The sequence below is a fragment of the Sphingomonas sp. MMS24-J13 genome, from assembly GCF_044905095.1.
Classification (GTDB): Bacteria; Pseudomonadota; Alphaproteobacteria; order Sphingomonadales; family Sphingomonadaceae; genus Sphingomonas_I.
Map to the genome: position 1 here is coordinate 910,235 of NZ_CP173258.1, position 17,073 is coordinate 927,307.

The 17,073-nt window shown below is 65.0% G+C and carries 16 protein-coding genes and 1 pseudogene; 7 read left to right on the plus strand and 10 right to left on the minus strand.

Features of this window, described 5'->3' with window-relative positions:
* Positions 1–11: 11 nt before the first annotated feature.
* Entirely contained in the window at positions 12–2,213 is a 2,202-nt protein-coding gene (uvrB, locus tag AB4Z44_RS04335) for an excinuclease ABC subunit UvrB (RefSeq protein ID WP_404712840.1), read from the plus strand.
* A 139-nt stretch (positions 2,214–2,352) separates the two neighbouring features.
* On the opposite strand, the gene AB4Z44_RS04340 is transcribed toward uvrB, so the two are convergent.
* The 3 genes from AB4Z44_RS04340 to AB4Z44_RS04350 all read right to left on the minus strand — a co-directional run bounded on the left by AB4Z44_RS04340 (position 2,353) and on the right by AB4Z44_RS04350 (position 4,649).
* On the minus strand, positions 2,353–2,778 hold the full coding sequence (locus tag AB4Z44_RS04340; RefSeq protein ID WP_404712841.1) for a DUF4112 domain-containing protein: 426 nt from the start codon (positions 2,776–2,778) through the stop codon (positions 2,353–2,355).
* Between the two features lie 64 nt (positions 2,779–2,842).
* A complete protein-coding gene (locus AB4Z44_RS04345) occupies positions 2,843–4,099 on the minus strand; it encodes an ABC transporter substrate-binding protein (RefSeq protein ID WP_404712842.1) in 1,257 nt (418 codons plus the stop codon).
* 187 nt (positions 4,100–4,286) lie between these two features.
* The gene (locus tag AB4Z44_RS04350; protein WP_404712843.1) at positions 4,287–4,649 is read right to left on the minus strand and encodes a hypothetical protein; all 363 of its coding nucleotides are present in this window, start codon (positions 4,647–4,649) and stop codon (positions 4,287–4,289) included.
* Between the two features lie 181 nt (positions 4,650–4,830).
* Here AB4Z44_RS04350 and AB4Z44_RS04355 point away from each other — a divergent pair.
* Together AB4Z44_RS04355 and AB4Z44_RS04360 are read left to right on the plus strand one after the other, a co-directional pair.
* Positions 4,831–5,912: pseudogene (locus tag AB4Z44_RS04355) on the plus strand (sensor histidine kinase).
* An 18-nt stretch (positions 5,913–5,930) separates the two neighbouring features.
* On the plus strand, positions 5,931–6,731 hold the full coding sequence (locus tag AB4Z44_RS04360; RefSeq protein WP_404712844.1) for a LytR/AlgR family response regulator transcription factor: 801 nt from the start codon (positions 5,931–5,933) through the stop codon (positions 6,729–6,731).
* A 101-nt stretch (positions 6,732–6,832) separates the two neighbouring features.
* Here the strand turns inward: AB4Z44_RS04360 and rmuC are convergent, their stop codons facing one another.
* Positions 6,833–8,182, minus strand: coding sequence for a DNA recombination protein RmuC (gene rmuC, locus AB4Z44_RS04365; RefSeq protein ID WP_404712845.1), 1,350 nt, complete (start codon positions 8,180–8,182; stop codon positions 6,833–6,835).
* Between the two features lie 120 nt (positions 8,183–8,302).
* On the opposite strand from rmuC, the gene AB4Z44_RS04370 reads away from it, so the two are divergent.
* The gene (locus AB4Z44_RS04370) at positions 8,303–8,692 is read left to right on the plus strand and encodes a four-helix bundle copper-binding protein (RefSeq protein ID WP_404712846.1); all 390 of its coding nucleotides are present in this window, start codon (positions 8,303–8,305) and stop codon (positions 8,690–8,692) included.
* Between the two features lie 37 nt (positions 8,693–8,729).
* Here the strand turns inward: AB4Z44_RS04370 and def are convergent, their stop codons facing one another.
* Both def and AB4Z44_RS04380 read right to left on the minus strand, forming a co-directional pair.
* Positions 8,730–9,263 carry a peptide deformylase gene (gene def, locus AB4Z44_RS04375; protein WP_404712847.1) on the minus strand — a complete coding sequence of 178 codons (534 nt, stop codon included), beginning with the start codon at positions 9,261–9,263 and terminating at the stop codon, positions 8,730–8,732.
* Between the two features lie 31 nt (positions 9,264–9,294).
* Positions 9,295–9,717 carry a SufE family protein gene (locus tag AB4Z44_RS04380; RefSeq protein ID WP_404712848.1) on the minus strand — a complete coding sequence of 141 codons (423 nt, stop codon included), beginning with the start codon at positions 9,715–9,717 and terminating at the stop codon, positions 9,295–9,297.
* A 75-nt stretch (positions 9,718–9,792) separates the two neighbouring features.
* Here AB4Z44_RS04380 and AB4Z44_RS04385 point away from each other — a divergent pair, with 75 nt between their 5' ends.
* Positions 9,793–10,794 carry an aldo/keto reductase gene (locus AB4Z44_RS04385; RefSeq protein WP_404712849.1) on the plus strand — a complete coding sequence of 334 codons (1,002 nt, stop codon included), beginning with the start codon at positions 9,793–9,795 and terminating at the stop codon, positions 10,792–10,794.
* Between the two features lie 14 nt (positions 10,795–10,808).
* Here the strand turns inward: AB4Z44_RS04385 and AB4Z44_RS04390 are convergent, their stop codons facing one another.
* On the minus strand, positions 10,809–11,888 hold the full coding sequence (locus tag AB4Z44_RS04390) for a glycosyltransferase (protein WP_404714353.1): 1,080 nt from the start codon (positions 11,886–11,888) through the stop codon (positions 10,809–10,811).
* Between the two features lie 2 nt (positions 11,889–11,890).
* Positions 11,891–13,012, minus strand: coding sequence for a glycosyltransferase (locus AB4Z44_RS04395; protein ID WP_404712850.1), 1,122 nt, complete (start codon positions 13,010–13,012; stop codon positions 11,891–11,893).
* A gap of 115 nt (positions 13,013–13,127) precedes the next feature.
* Here AB4Z44_RS04395 and AB4Z44_RS04400 point away from each other — a divergent pair, with 115 nt between their 5' ends.
* Positions 13,128–13,610, plus strand: coding sequence for an FKBP-type peptidyl-prolyl cis-trans isomerase (locus AB4Z44_RS04400; RefSeq protein ID WP_404712851.1), 483 nt, complete (start codon positions 13,128–13,130; stop codon positions 13,608–13,610).
* Between the two features lie 41 nt (positions 13,611–13,651).
* Here the strand turns inward: AB4Z44_RS04400 and ahpF are convergent, their stop codons facing one another.
* Together ahpF and ahpC are read right to left on the minus strand one after the other, a co-directional pair.
* Complete coding sequence (gene ahpF, locus AB4Z44_RS04405) at positions 13,652–15,238, minus strand: alkyl hydroperoxide reductase subunit F (protein ID WP_404712852.1); 1,587 nt, start codon at positions 15,236–15,238, stop codon at positions 13,652–13,654.
* Between the two features lie 91 nt (positions 15,239–15,329).
* Positions 15,330–15,893, minus strand: a complete 564-nt coding sequence (gene ahpC / locus AB4Z44_RS04410) for an alkyl hydroperoxide reductase subunit C (protein ID WP_404712853.1) — start codon at positions 15,891–15,893, stop codon at positions 15,330–15,332.
* A gap of 255 nt (positions 15,894–16,148) precedes the next feature.
* Between ahpC and AB4Z44_RS04415 the strand changes: the two genes are divergently transcribed.
* Positions 16,149–16,898, plus strand: coding sequence for an ImuA family protein (locus tag AB4Z44_RS04415; RefSeq protein ID WP_404712854.1), 750 nt, complete (start codon positions 16,149–16,151; stop codon positions 16,896–16,898).
* Positions 16,899–17,073 lie beyond the last annotated feature (175 nt).

Genomic DNA, 17,073 nt, shown 5'->3' on the forward strand with positions numbered 1-17,073 from the left:
ATATGTCAGGCATGGCGATTCAGATCCGTACTTCGCTCGACGAGCCCGAGACGGGGCAGAGCTTCATCCCGCATCGGCCCGAGCGGCCGGCCAAGAGTCAACCGGGCAAGCCGTTCCGCATCGTGGCGGATTATCAACCCGCGGGCGATCAGCCGACCGCGATTGCCGAACTGGTGGATCAGGCGCGTCAAGGCGAGCGCGATCAGGTGCTGCTGGGCGTGACCGGATCGGGCAAGACCTTCACCATGGCCAAGGTGATCGAGGAGTTGCAGCGCCCGGCGCTCATCCTTGCCCCCAACAAGATCCTCGCGGCCCAGCTCTACGGCGAGTTCAAGAGCTTCTTCCCCGACAATGCGGTCGAGTTCTTCGTCAGCTATTACGATTATTACCAGCCCGAAGCCTATGTCGCCCGCTCGGATACCTACATCGAGAAGGAAAGCTCGGTGAACGAGGCGATCGACCGGATGCGCCACTCGGCCACCCGCTCGCTGCTGGAGCGCGACGATGTGCTGATCGTGGCGTCGGTCTCGTGCCTCTACGGTATCGGTTCGGTCGAAACCTATTCGGCGATGATCTTCGATCTGAAGAAAGGCGCAACCGTCGACCAGCGCGAGATCGTCCGCAAGCTGGTCGCGCTCCAGTACAAGCGCAACGATGCCGCCTTCGCGCGCGGCACCTTCCGCGTGCGCGGCGACAATCTCGAGATTTTCCCGTCGCATTATGAGGACAGCGCCTGGCGCGTCTCGTTCTTTGGCGACGAGATCGAGCAGATCACCGAATTCGATCCGCTGACCGGCAAGACATCGGCCAATCTCAACGAGATACGCGTCTATGCTAACAGCCACTATGTGACGCCGGGGCCGACTCTCAAGCAGGCGACCGAGGCGATCAAGTTCGAACTGTCCGAACGGCTCAAGGAATTGCAGGTCGAGGGAAAGTTGCTCGAGGCGCAGCGGCTGGAGCAGCGCACCCATTTCGATCTGGAGATGATCGCCGCGACCGGTAGCTGCGCGGGCATCGAGAATTACAGCCGCTTTCTCACCGGCCGCCTGCCGGGCGAGCCGCCGCCGACCTTGTTCGAATATCTGCCCGAAAACGCGTTGCTGTTCGTCGACGAGAGCCACCAGACGGTGCCGCAGATCGGCGGGATGGCGCGCGGCGACCATCGGCGGAAGATCACGCTCGCCGAATATGGCTTCCGCCTGCCGTCGTGCATCGACAATCGCCCGTTGCGCTTCAACGAGTGGGACGCGATGCGCCCGCAGACCGTCTACGTCTCGGCGACGCCCGGATCGTGGGAGATGGAGCGCACCGGTGGCGTCTTCTCCGAGCAGGTCATCCGCCCGACCGGGCTGATCGATCCGCCCGTCGAGGTGCGGCCGATCGAAAGCCAGGTCGACGATCTCGTCTACGAGGCCAAGCAGACCGCCGCCAAGGGCTATCGCTCGCTCGTCACGACTTTGACCAAGCGCATGGCCGAGGATCTGACCGAATATCTGCACGAGGCAGGCATGAAGGTCCGCTATATGCACTCCGACGTCGAGACGCTGGAGCGCATCGAACTGATCCGCGATCTGCGGCTGGGCGTCTATGACGTGCTGGTCGGCATTAACCTGTTGCGCGAGGGCCTCGACATTCCCGAATGCGGGCTGGTCGCGATCCTCGATGCCGACAAGGAAGGCTTCCTGCGCTCCGAGACCAGCCTGATCCAGACGATCGGACGCGCCGCACGTAACGTGGATGGCAAGGTCATCCTCTACGCCGATCGCGTCACCGGATCGATGGAGCGGGCAATGCTCGAAACATCGCGCCGGCGCGAGAAGCAGGCGGCATTCAACCTCGCCAATGGCATCACGCCGGAGACGATCCGCCGGTCGATCAGCGATATCGTCGGCCATCTGTCGTCTCGCGATCAGGTCACCGTCGATACAGGCCTCGACGATGCACCGCACATGGTCGGCCATAACCTCCGCGCCTACATCGAGGATCTCGAAAAGAAGATGCGCGCTGCCGCCGCCGATCTCGAATTCGAGGAAGCCGGCCGCCTTCGCGACGAGATCCGCAAGCTGGAGGCCGACGAACTCGGTCTGCCGCCGCCGGAGCATAAGGTTCCGATCCGCGGCAATTCCACGCTCGGCAAACCCGGCACGCGCCAGACGCGCTACGGCAAGTCGCAACAGGCGCGGATGGGCAAGCGTGGTGGAGGGCGGTAAAGACAGGCGAGGCTAATTTCGCAGGGGGCCGAATGACGACGATCGCTATCGGTCAGACGTCTTCAGTCAATCTCGAAATCGGCATCGTCCGCGCCCGGCCATGATAGCGGCAGCCTACCCCTGAAAGCGAAGGGAAGCGTCAGCGATTTTCCAACGTCACCGTCGCAGGGAAGTGGCGGTCGAGATGACGCTTTATGATCTTCAGGTTCATCGTGTTCGAACGGAAGAAGAAATCCGGGATAGCACCGATGAAAGGGATGGCGCCGAGCAGGGCATCGATACCCACATTGCCGAACATGCGCGCCATCTGCCATTTGGACATGCCGAGATTGCGGGCTTCCCACACCAGCCAGCAACCGAGAGCGGCGCCGACCAGATCGCCGGCGACCGGCAGCAGATCGAGTAACACATCGAGCCCGATCGGTTGCTTGATCCCCGGGATGACGAACATGCGTTCGAGCAACGCCTCCATCGTCTCGATCCGCTTGCGCACGGCCGTAGGATCGGTCCCGAGGCCGGGGAGGCGATCGGTGAGGGCGTTGAAGGGGGTGGGCTTGACGCTCATGCCTGCTTGATCGCGTGAGCGCGGCGTTGGTTCCGGTTTGGGCAAGGCGATGTCTTTCCTGTTGTCAGCGCGTGAGCAGCCGATCGAGCGGATGCGCGGCGAGATCGTTCTCGACGAACCGATCGAGCCGCCGCGCCACGAGCGACCAGCGCACCGGGGCGGCGATCGGGATATAAGGCGGGTCGATCAGCGCCAGCCGGTCGCGGGGATCGCAGCCGGCGCTCAGCGCGCAGGCCAGCGCGTGACGCGTGCCGGGCGAGGTCACGGCGTCGACGAGCGCGAGGTCGGCCGGGGCATCGGGCGCGACCCGGGTCGCAACGACGCCGATGCTGGTCCAATCCTCGGCAATCAGCCTGAACAGGATATCCGCGCCCGGCCCTGCAGGAAGCGCGATCCTGAGCGCCGGGTGCCCACCGGCGACCAGCTTGGCAGCCTCGGTGCGCCGATCGACCAGCGCCGGTTCGATCTGCGATCCGGCAAGCGTCGTCGCCTTGGCAAGCCCGGTCGCGCCGATCGCGGTGACGATGCGATCGCGATCGAGCGCGAGCGACAGAGCGCGACGCAGCGCCGGCGCGGCGGCCGCGCTGGCCGAATTGCGCAGGACGAGCCCGAACAGGCCGGCTGCGGGATCGAAGCGGAGCATGCGTTTTTTGGGCTCTGCCGCGCGCGCCACCGGCAGATCGTCGAACGTGCCCCCGAGCACGATATCGGACTGGCCCTTCATGAAGCGCGCGACCGCGCCCGGTGCCGGCTCGGCGTGGATCAGCACGGTTTGGGGGCGCGGCTCGATCCCCGGTGCGGGCCGCAACGATATCGTGCCGGCCGGGCCGGGTTGCGCCTGCATCGCGCCATGGGCGCCGACGCTATAGTCGGGCCGGGCGAGCAGCATCAGCAGATCGGGCTGCGGGACCGACAGGCGGATTTCGACGACGGTGCCCGTCACCGCCTGGATCAATTCGATCGCATCCACTAATGCGCGCTCGGGCGCGTCCTTGCGCATCCGCACCGCTGCCCGCAGCCGTCGAGCAATCTCGCGCGCAGGCACGCCGGCACCATCGTCGATGCGAAAGATATAATCGAGCCCGTCATCCAGGATCGCCCAGCGCGCGGCGGCCCCTGCGATCACCTGCCCATCGCGATCGAGCCGTACCAGCCCCATGCTGGTCGCATCGGTGAGCAAGGTCGCAAGGGGCGATTTCACGCCTGTTGTCGGCGCTGGCGCGATCACGCTCGCTTCGATCGCGCCGTTATCGCCGTCGCGATGGCAGCCACCTAGTAGGGCCATGGCCACCATCAGGCCGGTGAAAGCGGGCAAGCGCATCAAGGCTTCTTATTCAGGGATATCGCGCAAAAAGAAAGCGGGCGGCCGATTTCCCGGCCGCCCGCCATTTGGTCCCGATCGGGCGAGGAAGGGGGAAACCTCGCTTCGGATCGGGGCCGGCCGCTGCGTCCCAAGGGGGGATAAGGACGCTGCGGCAACTCGTCGGATTCAGATAGTAAGCCTTGGCTCAATCGCAATAGCGGACCCGCACATAACGGTGTGCCCATCCATCCCAGCGCCAGTCGGTCCGGCAATAAGCGGGGCCGCCATAATAATAGCCCGGGGGCGGGGCGTAATAGCCGGGACCATAGTCGTAATAACCGGCGGGGTAGCCGCGGTAATAGCCGTGGTTCGATGCGATCGCGGCACCGGCGGCAAGGCCCAGTATGCCCGCTCCGACGGCCCAGCCGGCGCCGCCGCCACCATGATAATGACCGCGATAACCGCCATAGCCGCCATGCCAGCGCTGTGCATCCGCAGGGGCGACAGCCGCGACGGTCGATGCAGCCAGCGCCAGAGCGGCGGCCGAAGCAGTGAAGATCTTACGCATAACACTCTCCATCTTGCCGCCGGGGCGGCTCTAGAAGCTGCAACGCTTTAAGCACGATTCGGATGAATGAAGCGGGAATTGGCTATTTATTCGGCGTTCAGCCGAGGCTGCGCTGCGGCAGGATGCTGTTTGGGCAAGCCGGGTGGCGGCGGACCGGCTTCTTGGGTAGAAGCGCGCACCCATGGCGACGCCGCAGCTCCGTTCCCGCCCCTTTTTCGAGGACAAGAACCGCGCGTTCTGGACTCTCCAGTCGGCGGGATGGACAGGGTATTTCGTGCTGCGCGCGCTCGGCGGTATCGCCAACGCGATGGGTTGGCTGTTTATCGTGCCGACCGCACTCACGACCGCGACCGGCTATTCGCTGACCCTGCTGATGGCGGCCGCCTATCGGCGCCTGTTCCGCATGCCGCCCGCCGTGACCTGGACGGTTTCGATCCTGATCCTGGGGCTGGCCGCTGCCGCCTTCTCCTCGATCGAGACCTGGGCGCATGCCACCTTCTACCGGACGGGGCCGATGCCAGAAGGCATCCAGTTCCTCTCCGCCATCCTGCTCGATTTCTCGCTGCTCGCGGCCTGGTCGGCACTCTATTACGGCATCAATTTCTATATCCTCGCCGAAGAACAGCGTGTGCAACTCGTGCGGCTGGAAAGTCAGGCGTCGTCGGCGCAACTGGCGATGCTGCGCTACCAGCTCAATCCGCACTTCCTGTTCAACACGTTGAACTCGATCTCGACGCTGGTGCTCCTCAAGCAGACCGAGCGTGCCAATGCGATGCTCTCGCGTCTGGCCTCGTTTCTGCGTTATACGCTGGTGAGCGAGCCCGAAGGCGAGATGACCGTCGCGCAGGAGGTGGAGACGTTGAAACTCTATCTCGATATCGAGAAAATGCGCTTCGAAGATCGTTTGCGCGTGCGTTTCGATGTCGATCCATCGGTCGCGGAAGCATGCCTGCCGGCCCTTTTGCTGCAGCCGCTGGTGGAAAATGCCGTGAAATACGCGGTCACGCCTAAGGAAGAGGGAGCGGATATAGCAGTAATCGCGCAGCGGATCGGCAACCGTGTTCACATCACGGTCAGCGACACCGGGCCAGGATCGACATCAGGCACGAACGACGGGGGGCGAGACCCAGTTCCACCGGCGTCGGCTTGGCAAACATAAGGGACAGGCTGGCGCAGGCCTATGGCTTGGATCATCGCTTTGAGACTAGCGCCAGTCCCGACGGTTTCGCCGTAACGATCGACATCCCCTATCAGGCGCGATGAATTCAAGGACACGCACATATGACGATCCGCACCATCCTCGTCGACGATGAGCCGCTCGCCATCCAGGGCCTGCAGCTTCGCCTGCAGCCGCACGAGGACGTCGAGATTATCGAAACCTGCACCAATGGCCGTGAGGCGATCCGCGCGATCAAGACCCACAAGCCCGATCTCGTCTTTCTCGATATCCAGATGCCGGGCTTCGACGGTTTCTCGGTCGTATCGGGCCTGATGGAAGTCGAGCCGCCGCTCTTCGTGTTCGTGACGGCCTATTCCGACCACGCGCTGCGCGGGTTCGAGGCGGGGGCGGTCGATTATCTGATGAAGCCGGTCGATACCGATCGTCTTGCCGACACGCTCGAGCGCGTGCGCCAGCGCTTGTCCGAAAAGCGCGCCGCCGATGAAGTGGTGCAGCTCAAGGAAGTGCTCGCCGAGCATGCGCCCGAAGCGGCGGACGCTATCCCCGAGAGCGCCGAAGCGCCGGCATCGAACCGCTACGAAAAGCTCATCAACATCAAGGATCGCGGTCAGATATTCCGCGTCGATGTCGATACGATCGAGCGCATCGACGCGGCCGGCGATTACATGTGCATCTATACCGGCGACAACACCCTCATCCTGCGCGAGACGATGAAGGACCTCGAAAAGCGCCTCGATCCGCGCCGCTTCCAGCGCATCCACCGCTCGACCATCGTCAATCTTGACCTGGTCAAGCAGGTGAAGCCGCACACCAATGGCGAGTGCTTCCTGGTGCTGGGCTCGGGCGCGCAGGTGAAGGTAAGCCGGTCGTATCGCGATGTGGTGGCCCGGTTCGTTCACTGATCGCGTCGCCCCTGCGGAGGCAGGGGCCCATCTCTATCGCGTCAAACGGCGTCTTTCGTGGCGAGACATAGGCCCCTGCCTCCGCAGGGGCGACGGCTGTTTCATTCTGTCGCCTCGACCGGAATAAGCTTGGTCAGCGGCCGGACCGTGATGTCCACCACCGGCATCGCTTCGATCGACTTGCCGCCCGTATCCACCTTGAAGGCTTCGAAGCGTTTGGCCTGGGTCAGCACTTGGCTCTCGAGCGAACCGACGAAATCATTATAGGCCCCCGTCGCCTGGCTGAGATTGCGGCCAAGCTTCTGGACGTGCCCGGCCATTGTCGACAGGCGCTTGTAGAGTTCCTTGCCGGCCTCGCCGATCTCCTTGGCCTGCTGGGTCAGGGCTTCCTCGCGCCACATGCCCGCCATCACCTTGGCGAGTGCCAGCATATTGATCGTCGAGGCGATCACCACGCCGCCGCGGAACGCCTGTTCGATCAGTTCAGGGGCCCGTTCGGCCGCCGCCGACAGGAAATGCTCGCCGGGGATGAACATGATCACGAATTCGGGCGAGGGATCGAACTGGCGCCAATAGCTCTTGCGCCCCAGATCCGCCGCGTAGCTGCGCATCGCATTGGCATGGGCGAGCAGCAACTCGGCGCGGCGCGTCTCATCCTCCTCGTCGAACGCCTGCTCGAACGCGACGAGCGGGCATTTTACATCGATGACGATGCTGCGATTGCCGGGTAGCTTGATGACGCAATCGGGGCGTAGCTGGCGCTCGCCGTCATTGACCGAGACCTCCATCTCGAAATCGACATTCTCTGCCAGGCCGGCCGAGTGGAGGATATTGCGCAACTGCTCTTCGCCCCAGCGCCCGCGATGCTTCGGGCTCGATCGCAATACGTTGGTCAGCCGCGCGGTTTCGCGCCGGACGACCTCATTACCTTGTGCGAGCTGGGTCACCGCCTCCTTGAGCGCGCCATAGCTGTCGGCGCGATCCTTCTCGACCCGGACCAGCCCTTCCTCGTAGCGCTTGAGAGTGGTCTCGACCGGGGTCAGCAACGCCTTGAGCTGCGCCTCGCCTTTCTCGTTCGCTTGGGCGAAGCGCTGGTCGGCGCGATCGAGGAACTGGCGCTGGGCATCGGCGAGCAATTTTGCGCCGACCTCGTTGAACTGGGCGGATAGAGCCTCCTTGGCCTCGCGCAATTCCTTCATGCTTCGCTCGAAGCCGGCGCCACGCTCGCTCGCGGTGGCGCGCTCGGCCGCCAGCTCGCGCTGGGCAAGATCGCGCTCGCGCGAGACCTGATCAAGCGTCTTGCGCAGCCCATCCGCCTGCGCGGCGCGCTCGTCGAGCCGGTCGCGTTCGCTTCTGATCGCGGCGGTGTTGCGCGCGGCCAGCAGCCAGCCGATCGCGAGGCCTGCGGCCAGCGCGACCAGCGCCAGCAGAATGGAAATGCCTGCGTCCATCTTGTCCTCTAACCGGAACGAAATGCGAACCTAGCCCCGCCAGCCGCACCGCTCAAGCGATTTGCGGGAACCGCGTATCGGGCCTACCGTTCGGTTCAATCACACCGGGAGAGGAACCCCATGTCGATACGCAAGATGATGGCAGCCCACCCCGCTGCCGGCGGCCATATCAACGAGCCGTTGGCCGAGGCGGCGCGCAAGGCGCTCGACTGCGCGATCACCTGCACCGTCTGTGCCGATGCCTGTTCGGGCGAGGCGATGGACATGGGCCAATGCATCCGGGTCTGCCTCGATTGCGCCGACGTCTGTACCCTGACGGCGCGTCTGGCGGTGCGTCAGACGGGCGAGAATGCGGTGGCGATGCGGGCAATCCTGCGTGCCTGCATCGAAACCTGCGAGGCCTGCGCCGCCGAATGCGAGAAGCACGACAATGCACATTGCCGCATGTGCGTCGCGGCATGCCGCGAGTGCGCGGACGATTGCCGGGAGGCGTTGGAAATGGTGGGCTGAACAACGGATCCTCCCGGGACGGGGAGGATCTTGAAACCTAAGCGGCCTTCCGGCTGCGCCGTGCTTTTTCGAGCTTCTTCAGCACCATCTCGCGTTTCAGCCGCGACAGATGGTCGATGAACAAAATGCCCTCGAGATGGTCCATCTCGTGTTGGAGGCAGGTGGCGAGCATCCCCTCGATATGCTCGTCATGGGCGACGCCGTTTTCATCGAGCCATCGGCAATACACCTCGGCCGGGCGCTCGACCTCGGCATATTGATCGGGCACCGACAGGCAGCCCTCGTTGTAGACCGACGTGTCGGCCGACGGATCGTAGAATTCGGGATTGATGAAGACGCGCGGATTGCGGACCGGCTTGCCATCCTCGCCTTCTTCCTCCTGCAGGTCGATCACCAGCACACGCTTCGGCACGCCGATCTGGATCGCGGCAAGCCCGATGCCCGGGGCGTCGTACATCGTCTCGAACATGTCGGCGATCAACGTGCGCAGATCGTCGTCGACCGTCTCGACGGGGCTGGATTTCACGCGCAGGCGGGGATCGGGCGCTTCGATGATGGGGCGGATCGACATCAGCCAAAATTAGGCGAGGCGCATCGAATCTTCAAGGTTGGGTAGCGAGCCGGGTTGCGGTCTCGCGGATCAGCGCGATCATGTTGGGAATGCCCTGCGTCCGGTTGGACGACAGCTGCCGCGTGAGATCGAACGGCGCAAGCGCGCCCTCGATGTCGGTGGCGACGATGTCCCGTGGACTCTTGTCCTGCACCGTCAGCAGCACCAATGCGATGATGCCCTTGGTGATGGCCGCGTTGGAATCGGCGAGAAAATGCAGATGCCCGCCCTCCGGCCGGGTCGGATAGACCCATACCGAGGCCGAGCATCCGCGCACCAGGGTCGCGTCGGTCTTGAGCGCATCGGGCATGGCCTCCAGCTCGCGGCCGAGATCGATCAGCAGGCGGTAGCGGTCGTCGGCATCGAGAAACTCATATTCCTCGCGGACATCGTCGATCGTGGTGGGTGCGGCCATGGCGCGGGCGGGTAGCAAAGGCTAAGCGGCGGCGGAAGGGCGGCGATCGCCCACGGACAGCGGAAAGGTGAGGGCATGGATTATCGCTATCTCGGCCGGAGCGCGCTCAAGGTCTCCCCGATCTGTCTCGGCGCGATGATGTTCGGCGGCGAGACCGACGAGGCGGTGGCCGCGCGCATCATCGCCAAGGCGGCCGATCAGGGCATCAATTTCCTCGATACCGCCGATGTCTACAATGGTGGCAGATCCGAAGAAGTGACCGGGCGCTGCATCGCCGCGCGGCGCGACCATTGGGTTGTAGCGACCAAATTCGGGTTCGGAGGCCCCGGACCGAATCATCAGGGCCAATCGCGGAAATGGATCGTCCAGTCGGCCGAAGCGAGCCTGCGCCGGCTTGGCAGCGACTATATCGACATTCTCTATTTTCACCGTGCCATCCCCAGTGCGCCGTTGGAGGAAGGGCTGCGCGCGATTGGCGACCTGATCCGGCAGGGCAAGATCCGCTATTATGGCGTCTCCAACTTCATGGGCTGGCGGATCGCGGAGATTTGCCGGCTGGCGGACCAACTCGGGATCGAGCGGCCGATCGTGAGCCAGCCGCTCTACAACATCGTCGATCGCAAGTCCGAGGTCGAGCAATTGCCGGCCGCGGCGCATTACGGGCTCGGTGTCGCCTCCTACAGCCCGCTCGCGCGCGGCGTGCTGAGTGGCAAATATGTGCCCGACACGCCACCGCCGGCGGATACGCGGGCAGGGCGGGGCGACGTGCGCATCCAGCAGACCGAATGGCAACCGGAGTCGCTCCATATCGCGCAGGCGATCGCGGCGCGGGCGGCGGCGCTTGGCACCAGTTCGATCGCGTTCGCGATTGCGTGGGTCCTGCGCAACCGGCTGATCAGCGCCTGCATCGCCGGGCCGCGGACCGAGCAGCAGTGGGATACGTACCTGGAGGCCTTGAGCGCGCAGCTTGGGCCGGAGGATGATGCGCTGGTCGATAGCCTCGTCGCGCCGGGGCATGCTTCGACGCCGGGTTACACCGATCCGCAATATCCGGTGGAGGGGCGCCGGATAGAGTGAAGGTCGCCACGCTGCTATGCGACGCGGTCCGCATTTCCCTGCCGCGGAGGATCTCCGGGTAGCCGCTCCAATATCGCCCGGCCCGCGGCCTCGAACCGCTCCGGGCCGAAGCGTTCGAACAATCGCGCCCGTGCCGCCGCGCCCATCCCCGCCAGCCGTTCGGGCGCCCGCGCTGCTTCAGCCAGCGCTTCCGCCAAAGCGCCCGCATCGCCAGGCGGCACCAGCCAGCCCGTCTGGCGGGGAAGGATCGAATGTCTGAGTTCGCCCACCGCGCTCGCGATCACCGGTAAGCCGGCTTGCATCGCCTCATGCGCCGCAACGCATAGCCCCTCCGATCGCGACGGCTGGATATAGAGATGCAGCCCGGCCAGGAAGTCGCGCGGCCGTTCAATATAGCCGGCGAGATCGAGCCGGCCTGCCAACGCCTCGCGCTCCGCCCCATCTCCGCCGATCGTCACCCGGATATCGATCCCGCGCTCGCGCAGCAGCGCAACCGCATCGGCCAGGACGTCGTAGCCCTTCACCGGGTGCAGCCGCCCGAGCGAGCCGATCCGCAACGGCTCGCCCGCCACCCATGGCCTTGCCCTGGGCGCGGCCGGATCGGCCCGGAAGATCGGCCAGAGCATCAGCCGCTCCTCCGGCACGCCCAGCCGCTCGTGCGTCATCTGCCGCACTGCTTCCGAATCCGCGACCCATATCGCCGAATGACGCTGCCGCCAGCGGAGCAGAGCCCGATTGGCGGGCTTGAGGAAGGCGGCATGTTGCCAGCTCACCACCGGTAGCTTGCGCCTTTGCCCGACGATCTGGCCGAGCAGGGTCGCACGCGTGAGCGAGGTCCACAAACAGGTCGGCTGCCAGCGGGCCATCTCGGCGTCGAGCCAGCGATAGGCCGCGAGGTGATCCTTCTCGCCGCCGGGGCGGACATGGATGTCGAGCCCTGCGGCCTCCATCGCGGGGATCGCGCGTCCGTCGCGGCGGGTGAGCGCGAAGATCGCCACCTCGGCGCCCGCGGCGCGGAACACATCAGTGATGGCGGGCACGGGCAAAGCAGCGCCGCCGCCCTCGACCGAGTTGATGATGTAGGCGATCCGCATGGTCATGGCCGGGTTGCGACGCTCAGCCCCTGGAACAGCGCGAGATAGGCGCGTGCGACCGGCCCGATACGGTGGCGTTCGACCCGGGCAGCGAGCTTGGCCGGATCGGAAACAGGAGCGTCCAACATTGCCTGCAAGGCAGCGGTCATACCCGCGCGATCGTCGACCTCGACGACCCGGCCGGCCGCGGGTGTATCGATCAGTTCGGCGGTTGCGGGCGTACATGCGGTCGCCACCGCCGGGCGTCCGGCGGCAAAGGCCTCGACCAATACGGCGGGATAGCCTTCGAACCGCGAGGGCATCGCCGCTAGTCGCGCCTTGTCCAGCCAACCGCGCGTATCGCTGACGAAACCGGGCAGGGTGACCCGTCCGGCGAGTTGATGACGGGCAATCAGTCCTTCGAGCCTTGGGCGGTCTGGCCCTTCGCCGACGATTACCAGTTCCGCGGCCGGATCGGGCAAAGCCGCAAAGGCTTCGATCAGCGTGTCGAAGCCCTTTTCCGGAACCAGCCGTCCGACCGCAAGGATGATCCGGCTGTCGTCGGGCACCGGCTTGGGGGGCACGCGCGCGTCGCCGAGCGCGGGGAGCGGGATGGTGCAGACGACCGGTCGTCCCAGGATCCGCTCGGCCTCCTCGGTCGCGGCGGCCGACAGGGTGATCACCGCTTGGGCGTCACGCAGCAGATGGCGCATGCGCCATTCGAATAATTTTTGTTGAAGTGTGCGGCGTTGCGGCTTCGACAGCGTCGCGCTCACCTGCACCGCGATTGCCGGCCGGCGATCGCGCGGCAGAGCTGCCAGTGCAGGCGCGATCGGCCAGTGGAAATTGCCCGGCAGGAAGACGACATCGACCGGCCGCTCGCTGAAATGGCGCGCCGCGGCCCGGCCCAGCGAAGTGCGGGACCCAAAGCCACGCGCGATCGGAGGCGAGGCCTCGACCACCTCGACCCGACCGCCGAGCAAGCCACGCATGTCGCCCTCGCCGGATCCGCAAAAGATGCGCACCTGGGCACCTTCCTCGGCCCAGCGCGCGGCCAGGCGGGTCGCGATACGTTCGGTCCCGCCCAGCGCGAAATCGTGCATGACGATGCCGATGGAGGGCAAGGCAGGGTCGTCTCGGCTCACCGCCCGTGCGTAGCCGGGCAGGGGGCCTGAGTCAGCCCGGCACGGAGAGGGATTTGCATTGACAGCGATCCGCGCAGGTGGAGAGGGGGCGAACCCTCCACGGAGTTGCCGCTGCATGCGTTTCGCGCCTTTTTCGTTCAGCCTGCTTCTCGCTGCCGTCGCGGTCAGCCCGCTCGCGGCGGCGCCCAAAAGACCGGCGGCCAATGCTCCGGTCGCGCCGGCCTTGCCGGTCGGCCAGATCAAGCTTCCGCCGCTCAGCTATACGATCCTGAAGTCGGGGCCGGCGACCGGTGCGCACCCCAGCCGCGGCGACATCGTCACCGTCAATTACACGCTGACCTTGCGCGATGGAAAGGTGCTCGACACCACCGAAGGCAAGGCACCCGCGACCTTTCCGCTCGGCCAGCTGATCCCGGCGTGGCAGGTCATGATCCAGCTGATGCGGCCGGGCGACGTCTGGATGCTCTATGTTCCCTCCGAATATGCCTATGGCGCGGAGGAGCAGAATGGTTTGCCCGCCAACAGCTTTCTGACCTTCAAGGTCGAGCTGATTTCGGTCGGCGATCCGCAGCAGGGGCCGATCCGGCAGGAGCAATAGATGTGTCCGGGCCGGCCTGAGGAAGGCCGGCCCGCAACCTGTTAAGCCGCCTCGGCGATGCTCGTATCCTCGGCGGGCAGCCGGATCATGTAATCGAACGCGGACAACGCTGCCTTCGATCCTTCGCCCATCGCGATCACGATCTGCTTGTACGGCACGGTCGTGCAGTCCCCCGCTGCGAAGATGCCGGGGCGCGAGGTCTCGCCGCGATGGTCGACCTCGATCTCGCCGCGTGGCGAAAGCGCGATCGTGTCCTTCAACCATTCGGTGTTCGGCACCAGCCCGATCTGGACGAAAATGCCCTCCAGTTCGACCTCGTGGACCGTATCGTGGTTGCGGTCCTTGTAGATCAGCCCGGTCAGTTTCTCGCCGTCGCCCACCACTTCGGTGGTCAGCGCCGAGGTGATGACCTTGACGTTGGGCAGGGTTGCCAGCTTGCGCTGGAGCACTGCATCGGCGCGCAGATCGCTGTCGAACTCGATCAGGGTGACGTGCGCGACGACACCGGCGAGATCGATCGCCGCCTCGACGCCCGAATTGCCGCCGCCGATCACCGCCACGCGCTTGCCCTTGAAGAGCGGGCCGTCGCAGTGCGGACAATAGGTGACGCCCTTGTTGCGATATTCATTCTCGCCGGGGACGTTCATCTGCCGCCAGCGCGCGCCGGTCGAGAGAATGATGGTGCGGCCCTTCAAGGTTGCGCCATTTTCCAGCTGGACCTCGTGCAGCCCTCCTACGTCGCGCGCCGGGATCAGCTTGGCTGCTCGCTGGTGGTTCATGATGTCCACCTCATAATCCTTGACGTGCTGCTCCAGCTGCGCGGCGAGCTTCGGCCCTTCGGTGTGTGAGACCGAGATGAAATTCTCGATCGCCATCGTGTCGAGCACCTGCCCGCCGAAGCGCTCGGCGGCGATGCCGGTGCGGATGCCCTTGCGCGCGGCATAGATCGCGGCTGCGGCACCGGCCGGGCCGCCGCCGATCACGAGCACGTCGAACGGATCCTTGGCCTTGATCTTCTCGGCCGCGCGCGCGGTGGCGCCGCTGTCGATCTTCGCGACGATCTGCTCGAGTTCCATCCGGCCCGAGGCGAAGGGCTCGCCGTTCAGGAATACGGTCGGCACCGCCATCACCTTGCGCTCGTCGACTTCGCCCTGGAACAGGCCGCCGTCGATCGCGACATGGCTGATGCGCGGGTTCAGCACTGCCATCAGGTTCAGCGCCTGCACCACATCGGGGCAATTCTGGCACGAGAGCGAAAAATAGGTCTCGAAGGCGAAATCGCCGTCGAGATTCCTGACCTGCTCGATCAGCTCCTGCGCTGCCTTGGACGGGTGGCCACCGACCTGGAGCAGGGCCAGCACGAGCGAGGTGAATTCGTGCCCCATCGGGATACCGGCGAAGCGCACGCCGATATCGGTGCCCTTGCGGCGGATCATGAAGCTGGGAACGCGCTTGTCGTCATTGGCATGGACGACATCGATCTTGTCGGACAGCGCCGCGATTTCGTTGAGCAACTCACCCAGCTCGCGCGACTTCGGCGCATCGTCCAGGCTGGCGACGAGCTCGATGGGCTCGCGGATATTGGCGAGATAGGTTTTGAGCTGCTGCGTCAGATTGGCGTCGAGCATGGGGGTTACTCCTGAGTGTCTCGTAAAAAACAAACGGCCCGGGGCGGATAGTCCACCCCGGGCCGCGATTACCCATGGGGGGCTGGGTAAGTTAGATCTTGCCGACCAGATCGAGCGAAGGGGCGAGCGTCGCGTCGCCTTCCTCCCACTTGGCCGGGCAGACTTCGCCGGGGTGGCTCGCCCAATATTGCGCGGCCTTGATTTTGCGCAAAAGCTCGGTGGCGTTGCGGCCCACGCCCTCGGGCGTGATCTCGACGAGCTGGATGATGCCCTCGGGATCGACCACGAAAGTAGCGCGGTCGGCCAGGCCGACGCCGATGCGCAGGACATCGAAATTGTTGGCCAGCGTGTGGTTCTGATCGCCCAGCATGTAGTAGTTGATCTTGCCGATCGCCGGCGAGGTATCGTGCCATGCCTTGTGGCTGAAATGGGTGTCGGTGGAGACCGAATAGACCTCGACGCCCAGCGATTGCAGGGTCGGATAGATGTCGGCCAGATCCTCGAGCTCGGTCGGGCAGACGAAGGTGAAGTCGGCGGGATAGAAGAAGAAGACGGCCCACTTGCCCTTCACGTCGGAATCGCTGACGTCGACGAACTTGCCTTCCTTGTAGGCGGTCGCGGTAAACGGCTTGAGAGCGCTGCCGATGATACCCATGCTTTCAGTCTCCATCCTGGGGTGTGGAAGTGATTTAGGCCCGATGAGGCCCGGTGAGAAATTGCTATTCCGATAAGCTCTGATCGACTGAGGCGATTAATAAATCGCAACAGACATAATCCTTTAATAAGAGAGTGCGGCTGTGTCGAGGCCGAACGATGCGGTTTTGAGCCGGATCGGTGACAATCCTCCTATCGGCGAGAGGAACTTAACTCGGACCCGGGCGGTTGTGGCATAAGGAACAAACCGTGAACTATGGCCGAGTCATCTATCGCCTCTGCGCTCAAGGAGCGTTTCGCCGGCTTCGACAAAGCCGCGCCACCATCGCGTTTCGCGTTGGGGGCCGCGCGTCTGGATGCGGTGTTGGGGGGAGGGCTGGCGCGCGCGCGGCTGCACGAGGCATGGCCGGCGAGTGGGGCCGATCAGGCGAGTGCGGCCGGGTTCGCGCTGATGCTGGCGGTGCGGGCCGCGGACGAGGGGCGGATGATCGCCTGGCTCGCGCAGGACGAGGGGCAGGGAGGGATCGGCCCGCTCTATCCGCCGGGTCTGGCCGAAATGGGAGCGGACCCCGCCCGCTTCCTGTTCGTGACCGCGCCCGACGAGAAGGCGTTGCTGCGCGCGGCGGGCGACGTGGTGCGCTCGCCTGCGATCGGTTGCGCGGTGATCGCGCCGGGACGGAAATCGCGGGGGTTTACGCTCACCGCGACGCGCCGGCTGACTTTGTTTGCCGAGCAATCAGGGGTGACGGCGATCCTGCTCCGCGGCGCCGATCCGGAAGCGCCCTCGGCAGCCGCGACCCGCTGGCGGATCGCGGCGGCGTCGTCGCAACTGCTGGAGGTCGAGGCACCGGGGCATCCCGCTTTCACGGTCGATCTGGTGCGCCAGCGCGGGGGCGCGCCGGCGGCGGGTTGGCGGCTGGAGTGGCACCGTGACGCCGCCCGCTTCGCGCCGCTACCTCGCAGTCTACCTGCCGATGCTGGCGGAGGATTGCTGGCGGTTGGATGACCTAAAAATCCTCCCGGTACGGGGAGGGGGACCGCGCCACGCAGTGGCGTGGTGGAGGGGGCCCACCTCACGTCAGGCGCTGGTGGTGAGGCGGGCCCCCTCCACCATGCTTCGCATGGTCCCCCTCCCCGTACCGGGGAGGATTTAATTGTCGTCTTCGTCGAAAAACAGAACA

Bases quoted from the DNA above. Each gene is read 5' to 3' on its own strand.
- AB4Z44_RS04360 (WP_404712844.1), top strand. From the start codon at position 5,931: ATGACGATCCGCACCATCCTCGTCGACGATGAGCCGCTCGCCATCCAG.
- def (WP_404712847.1), bottom strand. From the start codon at position 9,263: ATGTCGATCCGCCCCATCATCGAAGCGCCCGATCCCCGCCTGCGCGTG.
- uvrB (WP_404712840.1), top strand. From the start codon at position 12: ATGGCGATTCAGATCCGTACTTCGCTCGACGAGCCCGAGACGGGGCAG.
- AB4Z44_RS04345 (WP_404712842.1), bottom strand. From the start codon at position 4,099: ATGCGCTTGCCCGCTTTCACCGGCCTGATGGTGGCCATGGCCCTACTA.
- AB4Z44_RS04390 (WP_404714353.1), bottom strand. From the start codon at position 11,888: ATGCGGATCGCCTACATCATCAACTCGGTCGAGGGCGGCGGCGCTGCT.
- AB4Z44_RS04370 (WP_404712846.1), top strand. From the start codon at position 8,303: ATGTCGATACGCAAGATGATGGCAGCCCACCCCGCTGCCGGCGGCCAT.
- AB4Z44_RS04385 (WP_404712849.1), top strand. From the start codon at position 9,793: ATGGATTATCGCTATCTCGGCCGGAGCGCGCTCAAGGTCTCCCCGATC.
- ahpC (WP_404712853.1), bottom strand. From the start codon at position 15,893: ATGGGTATCATCGGCAGCGCTCTCAAGCCGTTTACCGCGACCGCCTAC.
- ahpF (WP_404712852.1), bottom strand. From the start codon at position 15,238: ATGCTCGACGCCAATCTGACGCAGCAGCTCAAAACCTATCTCGCCAAT.
- AB4Z44_RS04340 (WP_404712841.1), bottom strand. From the start codon at position 2,778: ATGAGCGTCAAGCCCACCCCCTTCAACGCCCTCACCGATCGCCTCCCC.
- rmuC (WP_404712845.1), bottom strand. From the start codon at position 8,182: ATGGACGCAGGCATTTCCATTCTGCTGGCGCTGGTCGCGCTGGCCGCA.
- AB4Z44_RS04415 (WP_404712854.1), top strand. From the start codon at position 16,149: ATGGCCGAGTCATCTATCGCCTCTGCGCTCAAGGAGCGTTTCGCCGGC.
- AB4Z44_RS04380 (WP_404712848.1), bottom strand. From the start codon at position 9,717: ATGGCCGCACCCACCACGATCGACGATGTCCGCGAGGAATATGAGTTT.
- AB4Z44_RS04350 (WP_404712843.1), bottom strand. From the start codon at position 4,649: ATGCGTAAGATCTTCACTGCTTCGGCCGCCGCTCTGGCGCTGGCTGCA.
- AB4Z44_RS04400 (WP_404712851.1), top strand. From the start codon at position 13,128: ATGCGTTTCGCGCCTTTTTCGTTCAGCCTGCTTCTCGCTGCCGTCGCG.